The following is a 16,156-nucleotide window of genomic DNA, read 5'->3' on the forward strand; positions in this document are numbered from 1 at the left end:
TCCCCATGGCATCCGCATCCGCATCTGCATCCGCGTTCGAGTACGCACCGGCGCCCGAGTCCCGCGCGGTCGTCGACATCGCCCCCTCCTACGGTCTGTTCATCGACGGTGAGTTCACCGAGGCGGCCGACGGCAAGGTCTTCAAGACCGTCTCGCCGTCCACCGAGGAGGTCCTCTCCGAGGTCGCCGAGGCCGGCGAGGCGGACGTCGACCGCGCGGTGAAGGCCGCCCGCAAGGCCTTCGAGAAGTGGTCGGCGCTCCCCGGCTCCGAGCGCGCGAAGTACCTGTTCCGCATCGCCCGGATCATCCAGGAGCGCAGCCGCGAGCTGGCCGTCCTGGAGACCCTGGACAACGGCAAGCCGATCAAGGAGACCCGCGACGCGGACCTCCCCCTGGTCGCCGCGCACTTCTTCTACTACGCCGGCTGGGCCGACAAGCTCGACCACGCCGGCTACGGCGCGAACCCGCGCCCGCTCGGCGTCGCGGGCCAGGTCATCCCCTGGAACTTCCCGCTCCTGATGCTGGCGTGGAAGATCGCCCCGGCGCTCGCCACCGGCAACACGGTGGTCCTGAAGCCCGCCGAGACGACCCCGCTCTCCGCCCTGTTCTTCGCGGACATCTGCCGCCAGGCGGGCCTGCCCAAGGGCGTCGTGAACATCATCACCGGTGACGGCCGCGCCGGCGCCGCGCTGATCGCCCACCCCGACGTGAACAAGGTCGCCTTCACCGGCTCGACGGCCGTCGGCAAGGAGATCGCGCGGACGGTCGCGGGCACCCGCAAGAAGCTCACGCTCGAGCTGGGCGGCAAGGGCGCCAACATCGTCTTCGACGACGCCCCGATCGACCAGGCCGTCGAGGGCATCGTCAACGGCATCTTCTTCAACCAGGGCCAGGTCTGCTGCGCGGGCTCGCGCCTGCTGGTCCAGGAGTCGATCCACGACGAGCTCCTCGACTCCCTCAAGCGGAGGCTCACCACGCTCCGCCTGGGCGACCCCCTGGACAAGAACACCGACATCGGCGCGATCAACTCGGCCGAGCAGCTGGCGCGGATCACCGCGCTCGCCGACCAGGGCGAGGCGGAGGGCGCGGAGCGCTGGTCCCCGGCCTGCGAACTCCCCTCCTCCGGCTACTGGTTCGCCCCGACGCTCTTCACCAACGTCACCCAGGCGCACACCGTCGCCCGCGACGAGATCTTCGGCCCGGTGCTGTCGGTCCTCACCTTCCGCACCCCGGACGAGGCCGTGGCCAAGGCCAACAACACCCCGTACGGCCTGTCGGCGGGCATCTGGACGGAGAAGGGCTCGCGCATCCTCGCGGTCGCGAACAAGCTCCGCGCGGGCGTGATCTGGTCCAACACGTTCAACAAGTTCGACCCGACGTCGCCGTTCGGCGGTTACAAGGAGTCGGGCTTCGGCCGCGAGGGCGGCCGCCACGGCCTGGAGGCGTACCTCGATGTCTGACCGACTCTCCGTACTGAAGACCTACAAGCTGTACGTCGGCGGGAAGTTCCCGCGTTCCGAGAGCGGCCGGGTGTACGAGGTGAGCGACTCCAAGAGCAACTGGCTGGCGAACGCCCCGCTCTCCTCCCGCAAGGACGCCCGTGACGCGGTGGTCGCCGCGCGCAAGGCGTTCGGCGGCTGGTCCGGCGCGACGGCGTACAACCGCGGCCAGATCCTCTACCGCATCGCCGAGATGCTGGAGGGCCGCCGCGACCAGTACGTCGCGGAGGTCGCCGACGCAGAGGGCCTGTCGAAGCCGAAGGCGGCCGCGGTCGTGGACGCGACGATCGACCGCTGGGTCTGGTACGCGGGCTGGACCGACAAGATCGCCCAGGTGGTCGGCGGCGGCAACCCGGTCGCGGGCCCGTTCTTCAACCTGTCCTCTCCGGAGCCCACCGGCGTGGTCGCGGTCCTCGCCCCGCAGGAGTCCTCCTTCCTGGGCCTGGTCTCGGTGATCGCCCCGGTGATCGCCACGGGCAACACGGCGGTCGTGATCGCGAGCGAGAAGTCCCCGCTCCCGGCCCTCTCCCTCGGCGAGGTCCTGGCCACCTCCGACCTGCCCGGCGGCGTGGTCAACATCCTCTCGGGCCGTACGGCGGAGATCGCCGCCCCGCTCGCCGCCCACCAGGACGTCAACGCGATCGACCTCGCGGGCGCCGACGAGGCGCTGGCGAAGGAGCTGGAGATCGCGGCGGCGGACAACCTCAAGCGCGTCCTTCGTCCACAGCCTGTGGACGACTGGTCGGCGATGCCCGGCACGGACCGCCTGACGGCGTTCCTGGAGACCAAGACGGTCTGGCACCCCACGGGGTCGCTGGGCGCGTCCGGTTCCGCGTACTGAGCCACGCCCCCAGGGCACCCACGGCGCCGAAGCCGCCACGAGCGAGCCGCGCCCTCCCCCCGTCCGGGGAGGGCGCGGCTTCGCGCATGCGGGGAGCGAACGTCAGCGCAGCGCCCCGGCGCCGCCCGGCAGGCCGCGCTCGAGGCCGGCGAACGGACCGGTGACAAGACCGAGGTTGCCGGTCACCGCGCGCACGCCGGCCTGCGGATCGACGGGGGCCGGCGTGGCGGCCCGAGTGCCCGCGGATGCGGTCGCGGCGCCCGCCGCCAGGGCTGCTCCGGCGGTCGCGAGGGCGACCAGGACGCGCCGGACGTGCTGGGTACGGGGGGAGACGTGTCGGGCCATCACTCATGCCACCTCTTGCTCGCGGGACGCCTTTCGGGCGCTTCGGACCACCGTGACAACACCGCGGAGGGCGATCAGGTCACCACTGTCCGCACCCGCAGTGTGACGCACGCTGCAAAGCCGGCCCGCGGACTCGTACGAGGCCCGCTCGATGCCGCACACTGGTGTCCCGTGACCTCCCATCCGCCCATACCCACGCGAGTCGTGCTGCTCTGCGGCCCTTCCGGCTCCGGCAAGTCCCTTCTCGCGGCCCGCTCCGGTCTCCCGGTGCTGCGGCTCGACGACTTCTACAAGGAGGGCACCGACCCGACGCTGCCGCTGGTGGCGGGGAGTGCGGACATCGACTGGGACCACCCCGGCTCGTGGGACGCGGACGCGGCGATCGCCGCGATCACCGAGCTGTGCCGCACCGGCCGTACGAACGTGCCCGTCTACGACATCTCGCTCAGCGCGCGCACCGGCGAGGACGCGGTCGACATCGGACGCACCCCGCTGTTCCTCGCGGAGGGCATCTTCGCCGCCGAGATCGTCGCGCGCTGCCGTGAACTGGGCGTCCTGGCCGACGCGCTGTGTCTGAGCCGGGGGCCGCTGACGACCTTCCGCCGGCGCTTTCTGCGGGATCTGCGGGAGGGCCGCAAGTCGGTGCCGTTCCTGCTGCGCCGCGGCTGGCGGCTGATGCGTCAGGAACGGTCGATCATCTCCCGGCAGACGGCCCTGGGCGCCCACGCCTGCGACCGGGACGAGGCGATGGGCCGCCTGGCCGCCGCGGCCGCGGGCCGGCGCCCCACGGCCCGTACGGCGGCGTGACGGACGCACGCGGGACGCAAAGGACAGGGCACAAAGAGAACGGGACTGGACGGACCCCCCGGCCCTCCAGTCCCGCTTCCTTGTGCTCCCCCGTGTTTCCCCGTTCCCCCGTGATCCCCCGTCCCCCCGTTGTTCCCCCGTGGTGCTTCCCCGTGAGTAAGAGCCCGGGATTCCCCCCGTGATACACCCGGACTCCGACTTTTTTTTCGCGGGGTCCCCCCCAGGTCCCCCAGGGCCCAAATCCCCCCGGGCCTCAGGGCCCCGGCCTTCAGGCGACCAGTTCGCCGAAGGCGTCCTCCCGGTCACGGCCGAAGCTGAGGACCTCGTCCTCGCGCAGCCGGCGCAGCGAGCGCCAGATGCTGGACTTCACCGTGCCGACACTGATGTCGAGGATGTCCGCGATCTCCGGGTCCGTGCGGCCCTCGTAGTAGCGCAGGACCAGCATGGTGCGCTGGAGTTCGGGGAGCCGGGCGAGCGCCTGCCACAGGACGGTGCGCAGTTCGGTGCCGCGCATGGCGTCCGTGTCGCCGGGCGTCTCCGGCAGTTCCTCGGTCGGGTACTCGTTGAGCTTGCGGCGCCGCCAGGCGCTGATGTGCAGGTTGGTCATGGTGCGCCGGAGGTATCCGCCGACGGCCGCCTTGTCGCTGATCCGGTCCCAGGCCCGGTAGGTCGAGAACAGTGCGCTCTGCAGCAGGTCCTCGGCCTCGAAGCGGTCACCGGTCAGGTGGTAGGCGGTGGCGTACAGGGAGGCGCGGCGCTCCTGGACGTAGGCGGTGAACTCCGCCTCCGACAGCGAGCTCCGCTCCCCCTCGGCCTCCCCGTACGCGGTTCCCCCGTGCGTCCCCCCCTTGGCGGCGTCCACCACCGTCATGTAGGTGATGTGCTGCCGCCCGGCGCCGCGAGCGCACCCCCGCCCGCTCACAACGCCGGACTTCTCACCGGACCGGTGTGCGTGCACGTCGTGCAGACGCGTGACCACTGCGCTGGTGCTGGTGCCCTTCAGCGTGTTCATCTCGCGCCCCCCGTCGTGGACTTCCGGTTTCGGTCTGCTGTGTTGCCTGTGCCGAAAAGCTTGCCGCGGTGACTTCATGGCCGTGTCCGTCGACTGTCACAGACCTGTCACAGGGGTCGGCCACGGTTGCGTCACTGATCCTTCACAGGGCCTGTCGGCAGGTCGGGGCCGCATCCGGGCCCGCGGGTCGAACCCCAGCCCCTCCATGGGCCAGAATGAGCCCGTGCCTTCCCTGTTGCTGATCGAGGACGACGACGCCATCCGGACGGCCCTGGAGCTCTCTCTGACGCGCCAGGGTCATCGCGTGGCGACCGCTGCCAGTGGTGAGGACGGTCTGAAGCTGCTGCGCGAGCAGCGGCCGGATCTGATCGTGCTGGACGTGATGCTGCCCGGCATCGACGGTTTCGAGGTGTGCCGGCGCATCCGGCGCACCGACCAGCTGCCGATCATCCTGCTGACCGCGCGCAACGACGACATCGACGTGGTCGTCGGCCTGGAGTCGGGCGCCGACGACTATGTCGTCAAGCCCGTGCAGGGCCGGGTGCTGGACGCCCGGATCCGGGCGGTGCTGCGGCGCGGGGAGCGGGAGTCGAGCGACTCGGCGAGCTTCGGCAGCCTGGTCATCGACCGCTCCGCGATGACCGTGACCAAGAACGGCGAGGACCTCCAGCTCACGCCGACCGAGCTGCGACTGCTCCTCGAACTGAGCCGGCGGCCGGGGCAGGCCCTGTCGCGCCAGCAGTTGCTGCGCCTGGTGTGGGAGCACGACTACCTGGGCGACTCGCGGCTCGTGGACGCCTGTGTGCAGCGGCTGCGCGCCAAGGTCGAGGACGTGCCGTCGTCGCCGACCCTGATCCGTACCGTGCGGGGCGTGGGCTACCGGCTGGATCCGCCTCAGTGACACAGGAACACCAGGGGGGTTCACGCGGCTGGGCCGCGACGCGCAAGGGAGTCAGGTCGCGGCTGCGCCTGACCAGTCTGCGTCTTCGGCTGGTCGTCGTCTTCGGTCTCGTGGCGCTGACCGCCGCCGTGTCGGCGTCCGGCATCGCGTACTGGCTGAACCGCGAGGCGGTGCTCACCCGCACCCAGGACGCCGTGCTGCGCGACTTCGAGCAGGAGATGGAGAACCGGGCGGGTGCACTGCCCGCGCGGCCCACGCAGGACGAGTTGCAGCACACCGCGGGGCAGATGGCCGGCAGCAGCCAGCGCTTCGGCGTGCTGCTCGTCGCCGAGAACGCCGACGGCGAGGCCGTGTACGGCAGTTCGGGCGGGCTCGGCGGTTTCTCGCTGGCCGACGTGCCCGAGTCGCTGCGTACCGCGGTGAACAAGGAGCAGAAGGTCACCTCGGCCAACAAGTACCCGTACCACCTGTACTGGCAGCGGGTCGTCGAGGACGGCACGCCCTATCTCGTGGCCGGTTCGAAGGTGATCGGCGGCGGGCCGACCGGTTACATGTTCAAGTCCCTGGAGCCGGAGGCGAAGGACCTGAACTCGCTGGCCTGGTCGCTGGGGATCGCGACCGCACTCGCGCTGCTCGGCTCGGCGCTGCTCGCCCAGGCTCTGGCGACGACCGTGCTGAAGCCGGTGCACCGGCTCGGGGTCGCCGCGCGACGGCTCGGCGAGGGCAAGCTGGACACCCGGCTGCGCGTGTCCGGCACCGACGAACTGGCGGACCTGTCACGCACGTTCAACAGCGCCGCGGAGGCGCTGGAGAAGCGGGTCGCGGACATGGCCGACCGGGAGCAGGCCTCGCGGCGCTTCGTGGCGGACATGAGCCATGAGCTGCGGACGCCGCTGACGGCCATCACCGCCGTGACGGAGGTGCTGGAGGACGAGCTGGAGTTCGAGGGCGGCGGCATCGACCCGATGATCGAGCCGGCCGTCCGGCTGGTGGTGAGCGAGACACGGCGGCTGAACGACCTCGTGGAGAACCTGATGGAGGTCACCCGCTTCGACGCGGGCACCGCCCGGCTGGTCCTGGACGACGTCGACGTCGCCGACCAGATCACCGCCTGCATCGACGCCCGCGCCTGGCTGGACGCCGTGGACCTGGACGCCGAGCGCGGCATCCACGCCCGTCTCGACCCGCGCCGCCTGGACGTCATCCTGGCCAATCTGATCGGCAACGCGCTCAAGCACGGCGGGTCGCCGGTGCGGGTGTCGGTGACGCGGGCGGACGACGAGGTCGTCATCCGGGTGCGGGACCACGGCCCCGGCATCCCCGAGGACGTCCTGCCGCACGTCTTCGACCGTTTCTACAAGGCGAGCGCCTCCCGGCCCCGCTCCGAGGGCAGCGGGCTCGGCCTGTCCATCGCCCTGGAGAACGCCCACATCCACGGCGGCGAGATCACCGCCGAGAACTCTCCCGAGGGCGGTGCGGTGTTCACGCTGCGGCTGCCGCAGGACGCGTCGGTGCCCGCGGAGGAGGAGGCCGGGAAAGCCGGCGACGCGGTGCCGGGCGAGGACGCCGGGGACGCGGGCCAGGGCAAGGGCAAGGACGCGAAGGGACAGGCCTGATGACCGTACGCCGCCTGCCGGCACTCGCCGTGCTCCCCGTGCTGGCCGGGCTGCTCGCCGGGTGCGGGATCCGTTCCACCCAGGTGCCCACGGACTACGGCCCCGCGCCCTCGCGGGTGCGCTGCTCGCTCGCCGAGCCGGACGCGTCGGAGCGGGCCGAGCCGGGTCTGGCGGTGCGGGTGTTCCTGCTGTGCGGCTCGTCGCTGGTGGGCGTGGACCGGACGGTGCGGGTCCCGGACGGCGCCGCGGACTCCGCGCGCCGGGCGCTGGTCGCCCAGGGGCTGCTGGACCAGCTCGTCGCGTCGCCGTCGGCCGTGGAGAAGGAGGCCGGGTACACCACGGACGTGCGGGTCGGCATCACGGTGAAGGGGCCCCGCCCCGGCGACCCGGAGGACACCCTCCGGCTCGGCACGTCGCCCGGTGACCTCACCTCGTACGCGCTCGCCCAGGTGGTCTGCACCTTCTCCGACTCGGCCGCGGCCGACGGCGACGGCTCCGTGATCCTGGCCGGGCCCGACGACCGGGCCCCGCGCCGCTACACCTGCACGGACGAGGTGCGCGCCCGGCCCGGCAGCAACGAGCCGCCGTCGCGGGCGGTCACCGGCGGGTGAGGCCGGGCCCGGGGCCCATGTGGCGCAAGCCTCACCCTTGCGTGTGAGGGGCCGGAACCGCCGGAGCCGGAGGCCGCGTCTAGGGGGGCGTGCAGCGTCATGGGTTCACCGGCGGCAGCGCCGCGCACCGCATCCGTGTGACAGGAGGGGTCCTCCTCGTCGCACATCTCGCGTTCGTCGCCTGGTACACCCTGCGTCCGCTGGACGTGCCCTGGGTCCTGCCGCCCAACGTGCATCCGCTGGACGGCATCCGCGCCGATCTGGCGCTGGGCTGGCCGGCGGCGGCCCGCTCCCTGGGCGGGTCGCTCGCCCTGCTGGCGCCGCTGGGGGTGCTGCTGCCGATGGTGAACGGGCGGCTCGCCGTGTCGCCGACGGCGTCCCTGCTGCGGACCGTGGCCGCGGGCGCCCTGCTGTCGCTGGGCATCGAGCTGCTGCAGACCGGGGTGCCCGGTCAGGTCGTGGACGTCGACTCGCTGCTGCTGAACACCCTGGGCGTGGCCCTCGCCCACCTCGCCGTCGTCCCGGCGGGCCGGGCGCGGCTCCGCCGCAGGTTCGAGCAGGAGGACGGGCGGGACGTTCCCCAGGAGGAGCCGGCTCAGGGTCGGACCCCGACGATTCCCAGGGTCGGGATCGCACCGTAGAGCGACGCTTTGCTCCTTTCGTCTCCGTAGCGTGGAAGGCAGATGAGGGGGAAGCCGACCGGCGGCCCCCGTCCCACGCTCACGAAGGAGCCGCGATGTCCCGCCTCGCCCGCCCCACCCATGGCCGCATGATCGGCGGAGTGTGCGCCGCGCTGGCCCGGCGCTTCGGCACCTCCGCCACCACGATGCGGGTGATCTTCGTGGTCTCCTGCCTGCTGCCCGGCCCGCAGTTCCTGCTCTACCTCGCCCTGTGGATCCTCCTGCCGTCGGAGGAGAAGGCGGCCCGGACGGCCTGGTGACGAGTCCGGGCGGGCGGTTGTGCCGCCCGCCCGGACGTACCTCTCCCCCGGTATGCCGACGGGGCGCACCCGGGGTCCGGGTGCGCCCCGTCGGCGCGTGCGGGGGTGCGATCAGCCGCCCAGCGTCAGCCCGTTGACGGGCAGGCCGTCCGCGGGCAGGGCCGGGGCGGGCAGGGTCTGGGGCGGCAGCGCCGGGGCCGGGAGGGTGTGCGCCGGCAGCCCGCCGACGAGGCCCGCGGCAGGGTCGTCGGCGAGCTGGCCGCCGAGCGCCTGCCCGACGACCGGCTGAGCGGCGGTCAGACCCGTGCCGGCCACCTGGCGCCCCTGCTCCAGCACGGTGCCGGCGCCCGGCGCCACGTGGGAGACGGCCTCGGTCGGGAGCGTCCGGGCGACGGAGCCCACCGTCCCGGTGGCGTCCGGGAGCTGCGGGGCCGCGGAGGCCGCGCCGGCGCCGACGGCGGCGAAGGCGGCGCCGAGGGCGGCGACACCGAGGGTCTTGACAGCAGACTGCTTCATGAAAGGCGTCCTCGAAATGTGATGACGGGGGATGTGAGCGGTTCTCGACCGTAAACACGCGGCACCGCCCGCCGCAAACATCGAAATGCGGACGGCTTGTGAACACCCGTCCACATTCCGCATTCCCCGCGCCGCCACCCCGCCCCTATTCTTCCGGAGAACCGCTGGTGGAGGCCGTCTGCTGGAACAGCCATTCGGACTTCAGCTCCGCATATCCGGGCTTGATCACGTCATTGATCATGGCCAGTCGTTCATCGAAAGGAATGAACGCTGATTTCATCGCATTGACGGAGAACCACTGCATGTCGTCGAGCGTGTAACCGAATGCCTCGACCAGGCGCTCGAATTCCCGGCTCATGCTCGTGTGGGACATGAGCCGGTTGTCCGTGTTGACGGTGACGCGGAAGTGCAGCCGGCGCAGCAGGCCGATGGGGTGCTCGGCGTAGGAGTCCGCCGCCCCGGTCTGGAGGTTGGAGCTGGGGCACAGCTCCAGGGGGACCCGCTTGTCCCGTACGTAGGAGGCGAGCCGGCCCAGCTCGACCGTGCCGTCCTCGTGGACCTTGATGTCGTCGATGATCCGCACCCCGTGCCCGAGGCGGTCGGCGCCGCACCACTGGAGGGCCTGCCAGATGGACGGCAGCCCGAAGGCCTCGCCGGCGTGGATGGTGAAGTGGTTGTTCTCCCGCTTCAGGTACTCGAAGGCGTCGAGGTGCCGGGTGGGCGGGTGGCCGGCCTCGGCGCCCGCGATGTCGAAGCCGACGACGCCGAGATCGCGGTAGCGGTTGGCGAGTTCGGCGATCTCCAGGGAGCGGGCGGCGTGCCGCATGGCGGTGAGCAGGGCGCCGACGCGGATACGGTGGCCGTTCTCCCGGGCCCGCCGCTCGCCTTCGCGGAAGCCCGCGTTGACGGCCTCGACGACCTCCTCCAGGGTGAGTCCGCCCTCCAGGTGCTGCTCGGGGGCGTAGCGCACCTCGGCGTAGACGACCCCGTCCTCGGCGAGGTCCTCGGCGCACTCGGCGGCGACCCGGACGAGGGCGTCGCGGGTCTGCATGACGCCGACGGTGTGGGAGAAGGTCTCCAGGTACCGCTCCAGGGATCCGGAGTCGGCGGCCTCCCGGAACCAGGTGCCGAGCAGGTCGGGATCGGTCTCGGGGAGATGCCCGTAACCGGCGGCGCGGGCGAGGTCGACGACGGTGCCGGGGCGCAGCCCGCCGTCGAGATGGTCGTGCAGCAGTACCTTCGGCGCCCGGCGGATCTGGTCCGGCGTCGGAGTCCTCCCGGCGGTCTTCGCGCCGGCCTTCGCGGTGTGCTGGCTCGTCATTTCCGCACTCTAGCTCCTACGCGCGTAGAGGGCAGGGACTACGGCGGACGGGAACGGGAATACCCGCGAGTACGGGAACTTCCCGGCGAATCGGTGTACGCGAGCGCCGATATGTAACGGTGACTGCGAGGACGGGTCGCGTACACCTTGTCTTCTGAGAATGTTCTGTCATGGCACAGCAAGCGACGCCGGTCCGTCGGGCCCGGCTGGGGCGGACGCTCGGTCCGGAGGGGACGGCGGTCAGCGGCGTGGTGCTGCTGCTCCCGAGCGGTGACGAGGTCTCCGACCGCAGACCGTCTCCGTTGCTGGCGAGCGCGTCGGTGCGCGTGCTGGGGCGCCGGCTGGCACGGGCGGGCCGGGACGAGGGCCTGGCCACGCATGTCGTGCACTACCGCTACCGGGGCTGGAACGGCACCGAGGCGCATCTCGCGCGCGACGCCGACTGGGCCGCCGACGAGGCCGTACGGCGCTACGGTGACGTCCCGGTCTGTCTCGTCGGCGTCGGCATGGGCGGCCGGGCCGCGCTGCGGGCGGGCGGGCACGAGGCCGTCAACTCCGTGCTGGCGATCGCCCCGTGGCTGCCGGACGAGGACGTGGCGGCGGCCCCTGAGCCGGTCAAGCAGCTCGCCGGGCGCCAGGTGCTGATCGTGCACGGCACGAACGACGGACGCAGCGACCCCGAGCTGTCGTTCAGGCTGGCGTCCCGGGCGAAGAAGGCCAACCGGGACGTGTGCCGGTTCGAAGTGCACGCGGACGGGCACGGGTTGCGGCAGTACCGGGACGAAGTCGCCGCGCTGGCCGAGGACTTCGTGATGGGTGTGCTGTTCGGGCAGTCCTTCTCGCGGCCGGTGGAGGACGCGCTGGCCGCGCCACCGCCGCTGGGGCTGCGGATGCCGTTGGCGGCGGGGTTCGGCAAGTCGCTGCGCCGGTAGCCGAACCGGCCGGGCCGAGGCTCGGGTCAGTCGGGGAGCAGGTGCCCCCTCCTCGACAGCAGGAACTTCTTGAAGGCCGCCACCGGGGGCGTGTCCGTGCGGCCCGCCAGCCAGGCCACGCCGATCTCGCGGGCCGCGCGCGGTGCGGTGACCGTCAGTTCGACCACGCCGGGGCGGGGCACGGCGGGCGGCGGCAGGAGGGCGACGCCGAGGCCCGCGGCGACCAGGCCGCGCAGCGTCTCCGCCTCCTCGCCCTCGAAGGCCACCCGGGGCCGGAAGCCTGCCTCGCCGCACAGGTCGTCGGTGATGCGGCGCAGTCCGTAGCCGGGCTCGAGGGTCACGAAGTTCTCGTCGGCCGCCTCGGCGAGGCGGATCCGCCGGCGGGCGGCCAGCGGATGGTCGGCCGGGACGACGAGGCGCAGCTTCTGCTCGTCGAGACGGCGGGCGACCAGGTCGGGAGCGTCCGGGACCGGGGAGGTCAGGCACAGGTCGAGCTCGCCGGCGCGCAGCCGCTCCAGCATGGCCTCGCCGTAGTTCTGGACGAGGCTGAAGCGGACGCGGGGGTGGTCGGCGCGGAAGGCGTGCAGCAGGCCGGGGACGGTCTCGGCGCCCATGGTGTGCAGGAAGCCGAAGGCGACCTTGCCGGTGGCCGGGTCGACGTCGGCACGCACCTCCTCGGCGGCGCGCTCGATCTCGGCGAGGGCGCGTTCGACGGAGCCGAGGAAGCTGTGCCCGGCGGGGGTCAGGGCCAGGGTGCGGCCCCGGCGGACGAACAGGTCCACACCGAGGTCGGCCTCGAGGCGGACGAGGGCGCGGGAGAGGGTCGACTGCGGGACGTTCATCTCCTGCGCGGCCCGGGTGACGTGCTCGGTGCGGGCCACGCCGGCGAAATGCGCGAGGCGCGGCACGAGCAGCGTCACGATGTCTTCTGTGTCACCGGTCCGTGACAGGCGGGCCTCTGAGCTCTGCTGATGCACCATAGGAACGATTATGACGATTCCGTGCATTGGACGGATGAGTGCGGGTCTCCGTACCTTCGCAGCATGACTCCCGCCGATACCGGGGCGCCCACCGCAGTGGGCGCCGCGTCCGCCGTCTCCGTCCCCTCCGCCACCTCCGTCCCTGAGGCCTCCGAGGCGCGCGACTCGCGCATGGCCCCGGGCGGCCCCGGTTACCGCCGGATGAGCTTCGCCCTCTTCCTGGCGGGTGTCGCGACCTTTGCGCTCCTCTACTCCACCCAGGCGCTGCTGCCGCTGATCTCCGGAGACCTCGGGGTGACGGCGAGCGACGCGAGCTGGACGGTGGCCGCCGCGACGGGCGGCCTGGCGGTGTTCGTCCTGCCGATGAGCGCCCTGTCGGAACGCTTCGGTCGGCGCACGGTCATGACGGCGTCGCTGGCGGTCGCGGTGACCGTCGGGCTGCTGGTGCCCTTCGCCCCGTCGCTGCCGGCGCTGGTGGCGCTGCGCGCGGTGCAGGGCGCGGCGCTGGCCGGGCTGCCGGCCTCGGCGACGGCCTACCTCGCGGAGGAGGTGCGGCCGCGGGCGCTGGTCACGGCGATCGGCCTGTTCGTGGCGGGCAACAGCGTCGGCGGCATGAGCGGCCGGGTCATCACCGGCTGGGTCGCGCAGGAGTGGGGCTGGCGGGTCGCCGTCGGGGTGATCGGCCTGGTCGCGGTGGCGTGCGCGGTGGCCTTCCGGCTGCTGCTGCCGGCGCCGCGGCACTTCACGGCGGGCTCGCTGCGCCCGCGGGTCCTGGCCGGCACGGTCCGCGACCATCTGTCCAACCCGTTGCTGCGCCGCCTGTACGCGATCGGCGCGCTGTTCATGACGGTGTTCGGCGGCGTCTACACGGTGATCGGCTACCGCCTGACGGAGGCGCCGTTCTCCCTGCCGCAGGGCCTGATCGGGTCGATCTTCCTGGTGTATCTGGTCGGTACGGTCTCGGCCTCGGCGGCGGGCCGGCTGGTGGGCCGGCTCGGGCGGCGCGGGGCGCTGTACCTGGGCGGCGGCACGACGGCGGCGGGTCTGCTGCTGTCGCTGGCTCCCTGGCTGCCGCTGGTCCTGCTGGGGCTGGTGCTGATCACGGCGGGCTTCTTCGCCGGGCACGCGGTGGCCTCGTCGGCGGTCGGCAAGACGGCCACGCACGGCCGCGCGCAGGCGTCGGCGCTGTACCAGTCCGCCTACTACATCGGCTCCAGCGCGGGCAGCACGGTGGGCGCGGTGGCCTTCCACTCCGGTGGCTGGGCCGGGACGGTCGGCGTCGGGCTGCTGGCGGTGCTGGGCGTCGGGGCGATCACGGCCCTCGGGTCGCTGGCGGCGCGCCGGCAGGGCGCCGGAGCATCGGTGCGGGGTCTGGCCGCCACGCGCTGACGTGGGCCTTTCCCGACTCCGGGGGCCATTGTCAGTCCGCTGCGGTAGCTTCCGAAGTGCGAGGCGCGACAACGCGCACGACGGGACGGCCCAGGGGTGGGTGGGTGGAATGACCAACGGCACCGTGACGCCGGAGCTGGACTCCGCGCTGGAGAAGCACCGGGTCGAGCTGACGGGGTACTGCTACCGGATGCTCGGCTCCTCCTTCGAGGCCGAGGACGCGGTGCAGGACACCCTGGTCCGTGCCTGGCGGAGCTATGACAAGTTCGAGGGCCGCTCCAGTCTCCGTTCCTGGCTGTACCGCATCGCGACCAATGTCTGTCTGGACATGCTGACCGCGGGCAACAAGCGGGCCCGGCCGATGGATCTGACGGAGTCGACGCCGCTCGCCCAGGCCGCGCTGTCGCCCCGCCCGGACAACACCTGGCTGGAGCCGATGCCGGACGCCCGCGTGCTGCCGACGACGACCGATCCCGCGGAGGCCGCGATCGCCAAGGAGTCCGTGCGGCTCGCCTTCATGGCGGCCCTCCAGCAACTGCCGCCGAAGCAGCGGGCGGTGCTGATCCTGCGCGAGGTGCTGGCGTGGCGGGCGAGCGAGGTCGCCGAACTGCTCGGCACGACGGTCGCCTCCGTCAACAGCGCCCTCCAGCGGGCCCGGGCGACGCTCGCCGAGCGGGAGGACCGGGGGGCGGGCGCGGCGGTGTCCGACCCGCTGGACGAGGAGCAGCAGAAGCTCCTCGATCGCTATGTCGCGGCCTTCGAGGGCTATGACATGACGGCGCTGACCTCGCTGTTGCACGAGGACGCGGTCATGACCATGCCGCCGTTCGACCTGTGGCTGGCCGGCCCGTCGGACATCACCGGTTTCATGTCGACACTCGGCGCCGCGTGCGCGGGCTCGCGGCTGCTGCCGGTCGAGGCCAACGGTCTGCCGGCCTTCGCGCACTACAAGCCGGACCCGGAGGCGGGTGGCTTCGCGCCGTGGGCGGTGCAGGTGCTGGAGATCTCAGACGGCCGCATCACCGGGTTCCACTGCTTCCTGGACACCAAGCGGTGGTTCCCGCTGTTCGACCTGCCGCTCCGTCTCGAAGCGGAGACCGACGAGGTCGAGTAGGGCGCCCAGGGCGGGGTCGGGGTCGCGCAGCCGTATCCGGCCCCCGGCCCGCCGGGCGGTGAGCTCCAGCCGGGCCAGCAGGTCGACGACGGCGAGTCCGGGCGGTCCCAGGCCGCCGACGTCGCAGACGACCACGCCGGCCCGGGTGGTCTCCAGCAGCGCGCGCACCTCGTCGCAGAGCCGGGGCGTCTCCCCTCGGGAGACGGGCCCCGGCAGCACGAGCACGGCGGGTGTCACAGCGTCCACGTGCGGTAGACCGGGCGGCCCGGCGGAACTCATCGGTGCGGCACGTCGAAGATCACGTTGACCTCGGTACGGCCCGCGCCGGAGGCTTGGCATGTGCCCCTCATACCGCCGCCCGTCGCGCCGCCCGCCGCCGTCCGCCTCCTCGTCCCCGGGGAGGCGTCGCCGTGCAAGGGGTGCTGACCGGCTTCGCGGTGATCGCGGTGGTGATCGGCGTCGGCTATGTGCTGGGTCTGCGCGGGCACCTCGGGCCGCAGGGGCGCGAGGTGCTGACCAAGCTCGCCTTCCATGTGGCGTCCCCGGCGCTGCTGTTCACGACGCTGGCGGGGGCCGACCTGTCGGTGGTCTTCTCCAGCCGTCTGCTGGTGACCGCGTTGTCCACGGTCGCGGTGGCCGGGGCCTTCGTCGCGGTGGGTGTCGTACGCGGCTGGGGCGTGGGCCGTACGACGATCGGCGCGCTCTGCTCCGGCTACGTGAACTCCGGCAATCTCGGCATCCCGATCGCCGTGTACGTCCTGGGCGACGCCTCACTGGTGGCGCCGGTGCTGCTGTTCCAGCTGGTGCTGGTGACGCCGGTGGCGGTGACGATCCTGGACCTGTCGGGCGGGGGCGGCAAGGGCTCGCTGTGGCGCAGGCTGCTGACGCCGCTGCGCAATCCGATCGCGCTGGGTTCGCTCGCCGGCGTCGCGGTCGCCGCGAGCGGGCTGCGGGTGCCGGACGCGGTCATGGACCCGGTCACCCTGATCGGCAACATGTCGGTCCCGGCGGTGCTGCTGGCCTTCGGCATCGGCCTGTGCGGCTCCACGATGCCGCTGCGGGGCGCGGAGCGGCGGCCCGTGCTGCTCGCGGTCGCGCTGAAGGCGGTGGGCCAGCCCGCGGTGGCCTGGGCGCTGGCGTCGGCGGTCTTCGGGCTGCGGGGCGCGCAACTGCTGGACGTGGTGGTGACGTCGGCACTGCCGGCCGCGCAGAACCTGTACACGTACGCATCGACCTACGGCGTCGGCGAACGCCTGGCGCGGGACGCGATCCTGGTGTCGACGGTGGTGTCCGTGCCGGTACTGGTGGGGGTGGCAGCGGTGCTGGGGTGAG

General features: G+C 72.5%; 18 protein-coding genes. 12 read left to right on the plus strand and 6 right to left on the minus strand.

Annotation, left to right across the window (positions count from 1 at the left end):
* The first annotated feature begins 5 nt into the window (after positions 1 to 5).
* Positions 6 to 1,460, plus strand: a complete 1,455-nt coding sequence (locus AB0E77_RS01155) for an aldehyde dehydrogenase family protein (protein ID WP_361563778.1) — start codon at positions 6 to 8, stop codon at positions 1,458 to 1,460.
* Positions 1,453 to 2,340: an aldehyde dehydrogenase family protein gene (locus AB0E77_RS01160; protein ID WP_361563780.1), complete on the plus strand. Its 888-nt coding sequence runs from the start codon at positions 1,453 to 1,455 to the stop codon at positions 2,338 to 2,340. Before AB0E77_RS01155 ends, AB0E77_RS01160 begins: the two co-directional genes overlap by 8 nt.
* Positions 2,341 to 2,442: 102 nt before the next feature.
* On the opposite strand, the gene AB0E77_RS01165 is transcribed toward AB0E77_RS01160, so the two are convergent.
* Positions 2,443 to 2,685 (minus strand): hypothetical protein, encoded by a 243-nt coding sequence (locus AB0E77_RS01165; RefSeq protein WP_361563783.1) that lies wholly within the window; start codon positions 2,683 to 2,685, stop codon positions 2,443 to 2,445.
* 102 nt (positions 2,686 to 2,787) lie between these two features.
* Between AB0E77_RS01165 and AB0E77_RS01170 the strand changes: the two genes are divergently transcribed.
* Positions 2,788 to 3,492, plus strand: coding sequence for a uridine kinase (locus AB0E77_RS01170; RefSeq protein WP_361563785.1), 705 nt, complete (start codon positions 2,788 to 2,790; stop codon positions 3,490 to 3,492).
* A gap of 268 nt (positions 3,493 to 3,760) precedes the next feature.
* Here AB0E77_RS01170 and AB0E77_RS01175 read toward each other — a convergent pair whose 3' ends face one another.
* Entirely contained in the window at positions 3,761 to 4,504 is a 744-nt protein-coding gene (locus AB0E77_RS01175; RefSeq protein ID WP_361563788.1) for a SigE family RNA polymerase sigma factor, read from the minus strand.
* A gap of 223 nt (positions 4,505 to 4,727) precedes the next feature.
* Here AB0E77_RS01175 and afsQ1 point away from each other — a divergent pair, with 223 nt between their 5' ends.
* From afsQ1 to AB0E77_RS01200, 5 genes are all read left to right on the plus strand, one after another.
* Positions 4,728 to 5,405 (plus strand): two-component system response regulator AfsQ1, encoded by a 678-nt coding sequence (gene afsQ1, locus AB0E77_RS01180; RefSeq protein WP_029394402.1) that lies wholly within the window; start codon positions 4,728 to 4,730, stop codon positions 5,403 to 5,405.
* Complete coding sequence (locus tag AB0E77_RS01185; protein ID WP_361563791.1) at positions 5,402 to 7,021, plus strand: HAMP domain-containing sensor histidine kinase; 1,620 nt, start codon at positions 5,402 to 5,404, stop codon at positions 7,019 to 7,021. The genes afsQ1 and AB0E77_RS01185 overlap by 4 nt, the downstream gene beginning before the upstream one ends.
* On the plus strand, positions 7,021 to 7,632 hold the full coding sequence (locus tag AB0E77_RS01190) for a hypothetical protein (RefSeq protein ID WP_361563793.1): 612 nt from the start codon (positions 7,021 to 7,023) through the stop codon (positions 7,630 to 7,632). The genes AB0E77_RS01185 and AB0E77_RS01190 overlap by 1 nt, the downstream gene beginning before the upstream one ends.
* 89 nt (positions 7,633 to 7,721) lie before the next feature.
* Positions 7,722 to 8,273 carry a VanZ family protein gene (locus AB0E77_RS01195; protein WP_361563796.1) on the plus strand — a complete coding sequence of 184 codons (552 nt, stop codon included), beginning with the start codon at positions 7,722 to 7,724 and terminating at the stop codon, positions 8,271 to 8,273.
* Positions 8,274 to 8,368: 95 nt separating this feature from the next.
* Positions 8,369 to 8,572 carry a PspC domain-containing protein gene (locus AB0E77_RS01200; protein WP_361563799.1) on the plus strand — a complete coding sequence of 68 codons (204 nt, stop codon included), beginning with the start codon at positions 8,369 to 8,371 and terminating at the stop codon, positions 8,570 to 8,572.
* 111 nt (positions 8,573 to 8,683) lie between these two features.
* Here AB0E77_RS01200 and AB0E77_RS01205 read toward each other — a convergent pair whose 3' ends face one another.
* Together AB0E77_RS01205 and AB0E77_RS01210 are read right to left on the minus strand one after the other, a co-directional pair.
* On the minus strand, positions 8,684 to 9,088 hold the full coding sequence (locus tag AB0E77_RS01205) for an ATP-binding protein (RefSeq protein ID WP_361563802.1): 405 nt from the start codon (positions 9,086 to 9,088) through the stop codon (positions 8,684 to 8,686).
* A gap of 145 nt (positions 9,089 to 9,233) precedes the next feature.
* The gene (locus AB0E77_RS01210; RefSeq protein WP_361563805.1) at positions 9,234 to 10,409 is read right to left on the minus strand and encodes an adenosine deaminase; all 1,176 of its coding nucleotides are present in this window, start codon (positions 10,407 to 10,409) and stop codon (positions 9,234 to 9,236) included.
* Positions 10,410 to 10,579: 170 nt separating this feature from the next.
* Between AB0E77_RS01210 and AB0E77_RS01215 the strand changes: the two genes are divergently transcribed.
* Positions 10,580 to 11,341, plus strand: coding sequence for an alpha/beta hydrolase (locus AB0E77_RS01215; protein WP_361563808.1), 762 nt, complete (start codon positions 10,580 to 10,582; stop codon positions 11,339 to 11,341).
* 26 nt (positions 11,342 to 11,367) lie between these two features.
* Here the strand turns inward: AB0E77_RS01215 and AB0E77_RS01220 are convergent, their stop codons facing one another.
* The gene (locus AB0E77_RS01220; RefSeq protein WP_361563811.1) at positions 11,368 to 12,321 is read right to left on the minus strand and encodes a LysR substrate-binding domain-containing protein; all 954 of its coding nucleotides are present in this window, start codon (positions 12,319 to 12,321) and stop codon (positions 11,368 to 11,370) included.
* A 63-nt stretch (positions 12,322 to 12,384) separates the two neighbouring features.
* Here AB0E77_RS01220 and AB0E77_RS01225 point away from each other — a divergent pair, with 63 nt between their 5' ends.
* A complete protein-coding gene (locus AB0E77_RS01225; protein ID WP_361563813.1) occupies positions 12,385 to 13,710 on the plus strand; it encodes an MFS transporter in 1,326 nt (441 codons plus the stop codon).
* Positions 13,711 to 13,819: 109 nt separating this feature from the next.
* Positions 13,820 to 14,824, plus strand: coding sequence for a sigma-70 family RNA polymerase sigma factor (locus tag AB0E77_RS01230; RefSeq protein WP_361563816.1), 1,005 nt, complete (start codon positions 13,820 to 13,822; stop codon positions 14,822 to 14,824).
* On the opposite strand, the gene AB0E77_RS01235 is transcribed toward AB0E77_RS01230, so the two are convergent.
* Positions 14,717 to 15,103 carry an STAS domain-containing protein gene (locus AB0E77_RS01235; RefSeq protein ID WP_361563819.1) on the minus strand — a complete coding sequence of 129 codons (387 nt, stop codon included), beginning with the start codon at positions 15,101 to 15,103 and terminating at the stop codon, positions 14,717 to 14,719. The genes AB0E77_RS01230 and AB0E77_RS01235 overlap by 108 nt on opposite strands.
* Before the next feature lie 131 nt (positions 15,104 to 15,234).
* Between AB0E77_RS01235 and AB0E77_RS01240 the strand changes: the two genes are divergently transcribed.
* Positions 15,235 to 16,155: an AEC family transporter gene (locus tag AB0E77_RS01240; protein ID WP_361563821.1), complete on the plus strand. Its 921-nt coding sequence runs from the start codon at positions 15,235 to 15,237 to the stop codon at positions 16,153 to 16,155.
* The last annotated feature ends 1 nt before the right edge of the window (position 16,156 follow it).

This window comes from Streptomyces sp. NPDC032940, assembly GCF_040636935.1.
Lineage (GTDB): Bacteria > Actinomycetota > Actinomycetes > Streptomycetales > Streptomycetaceae > Streptomyces.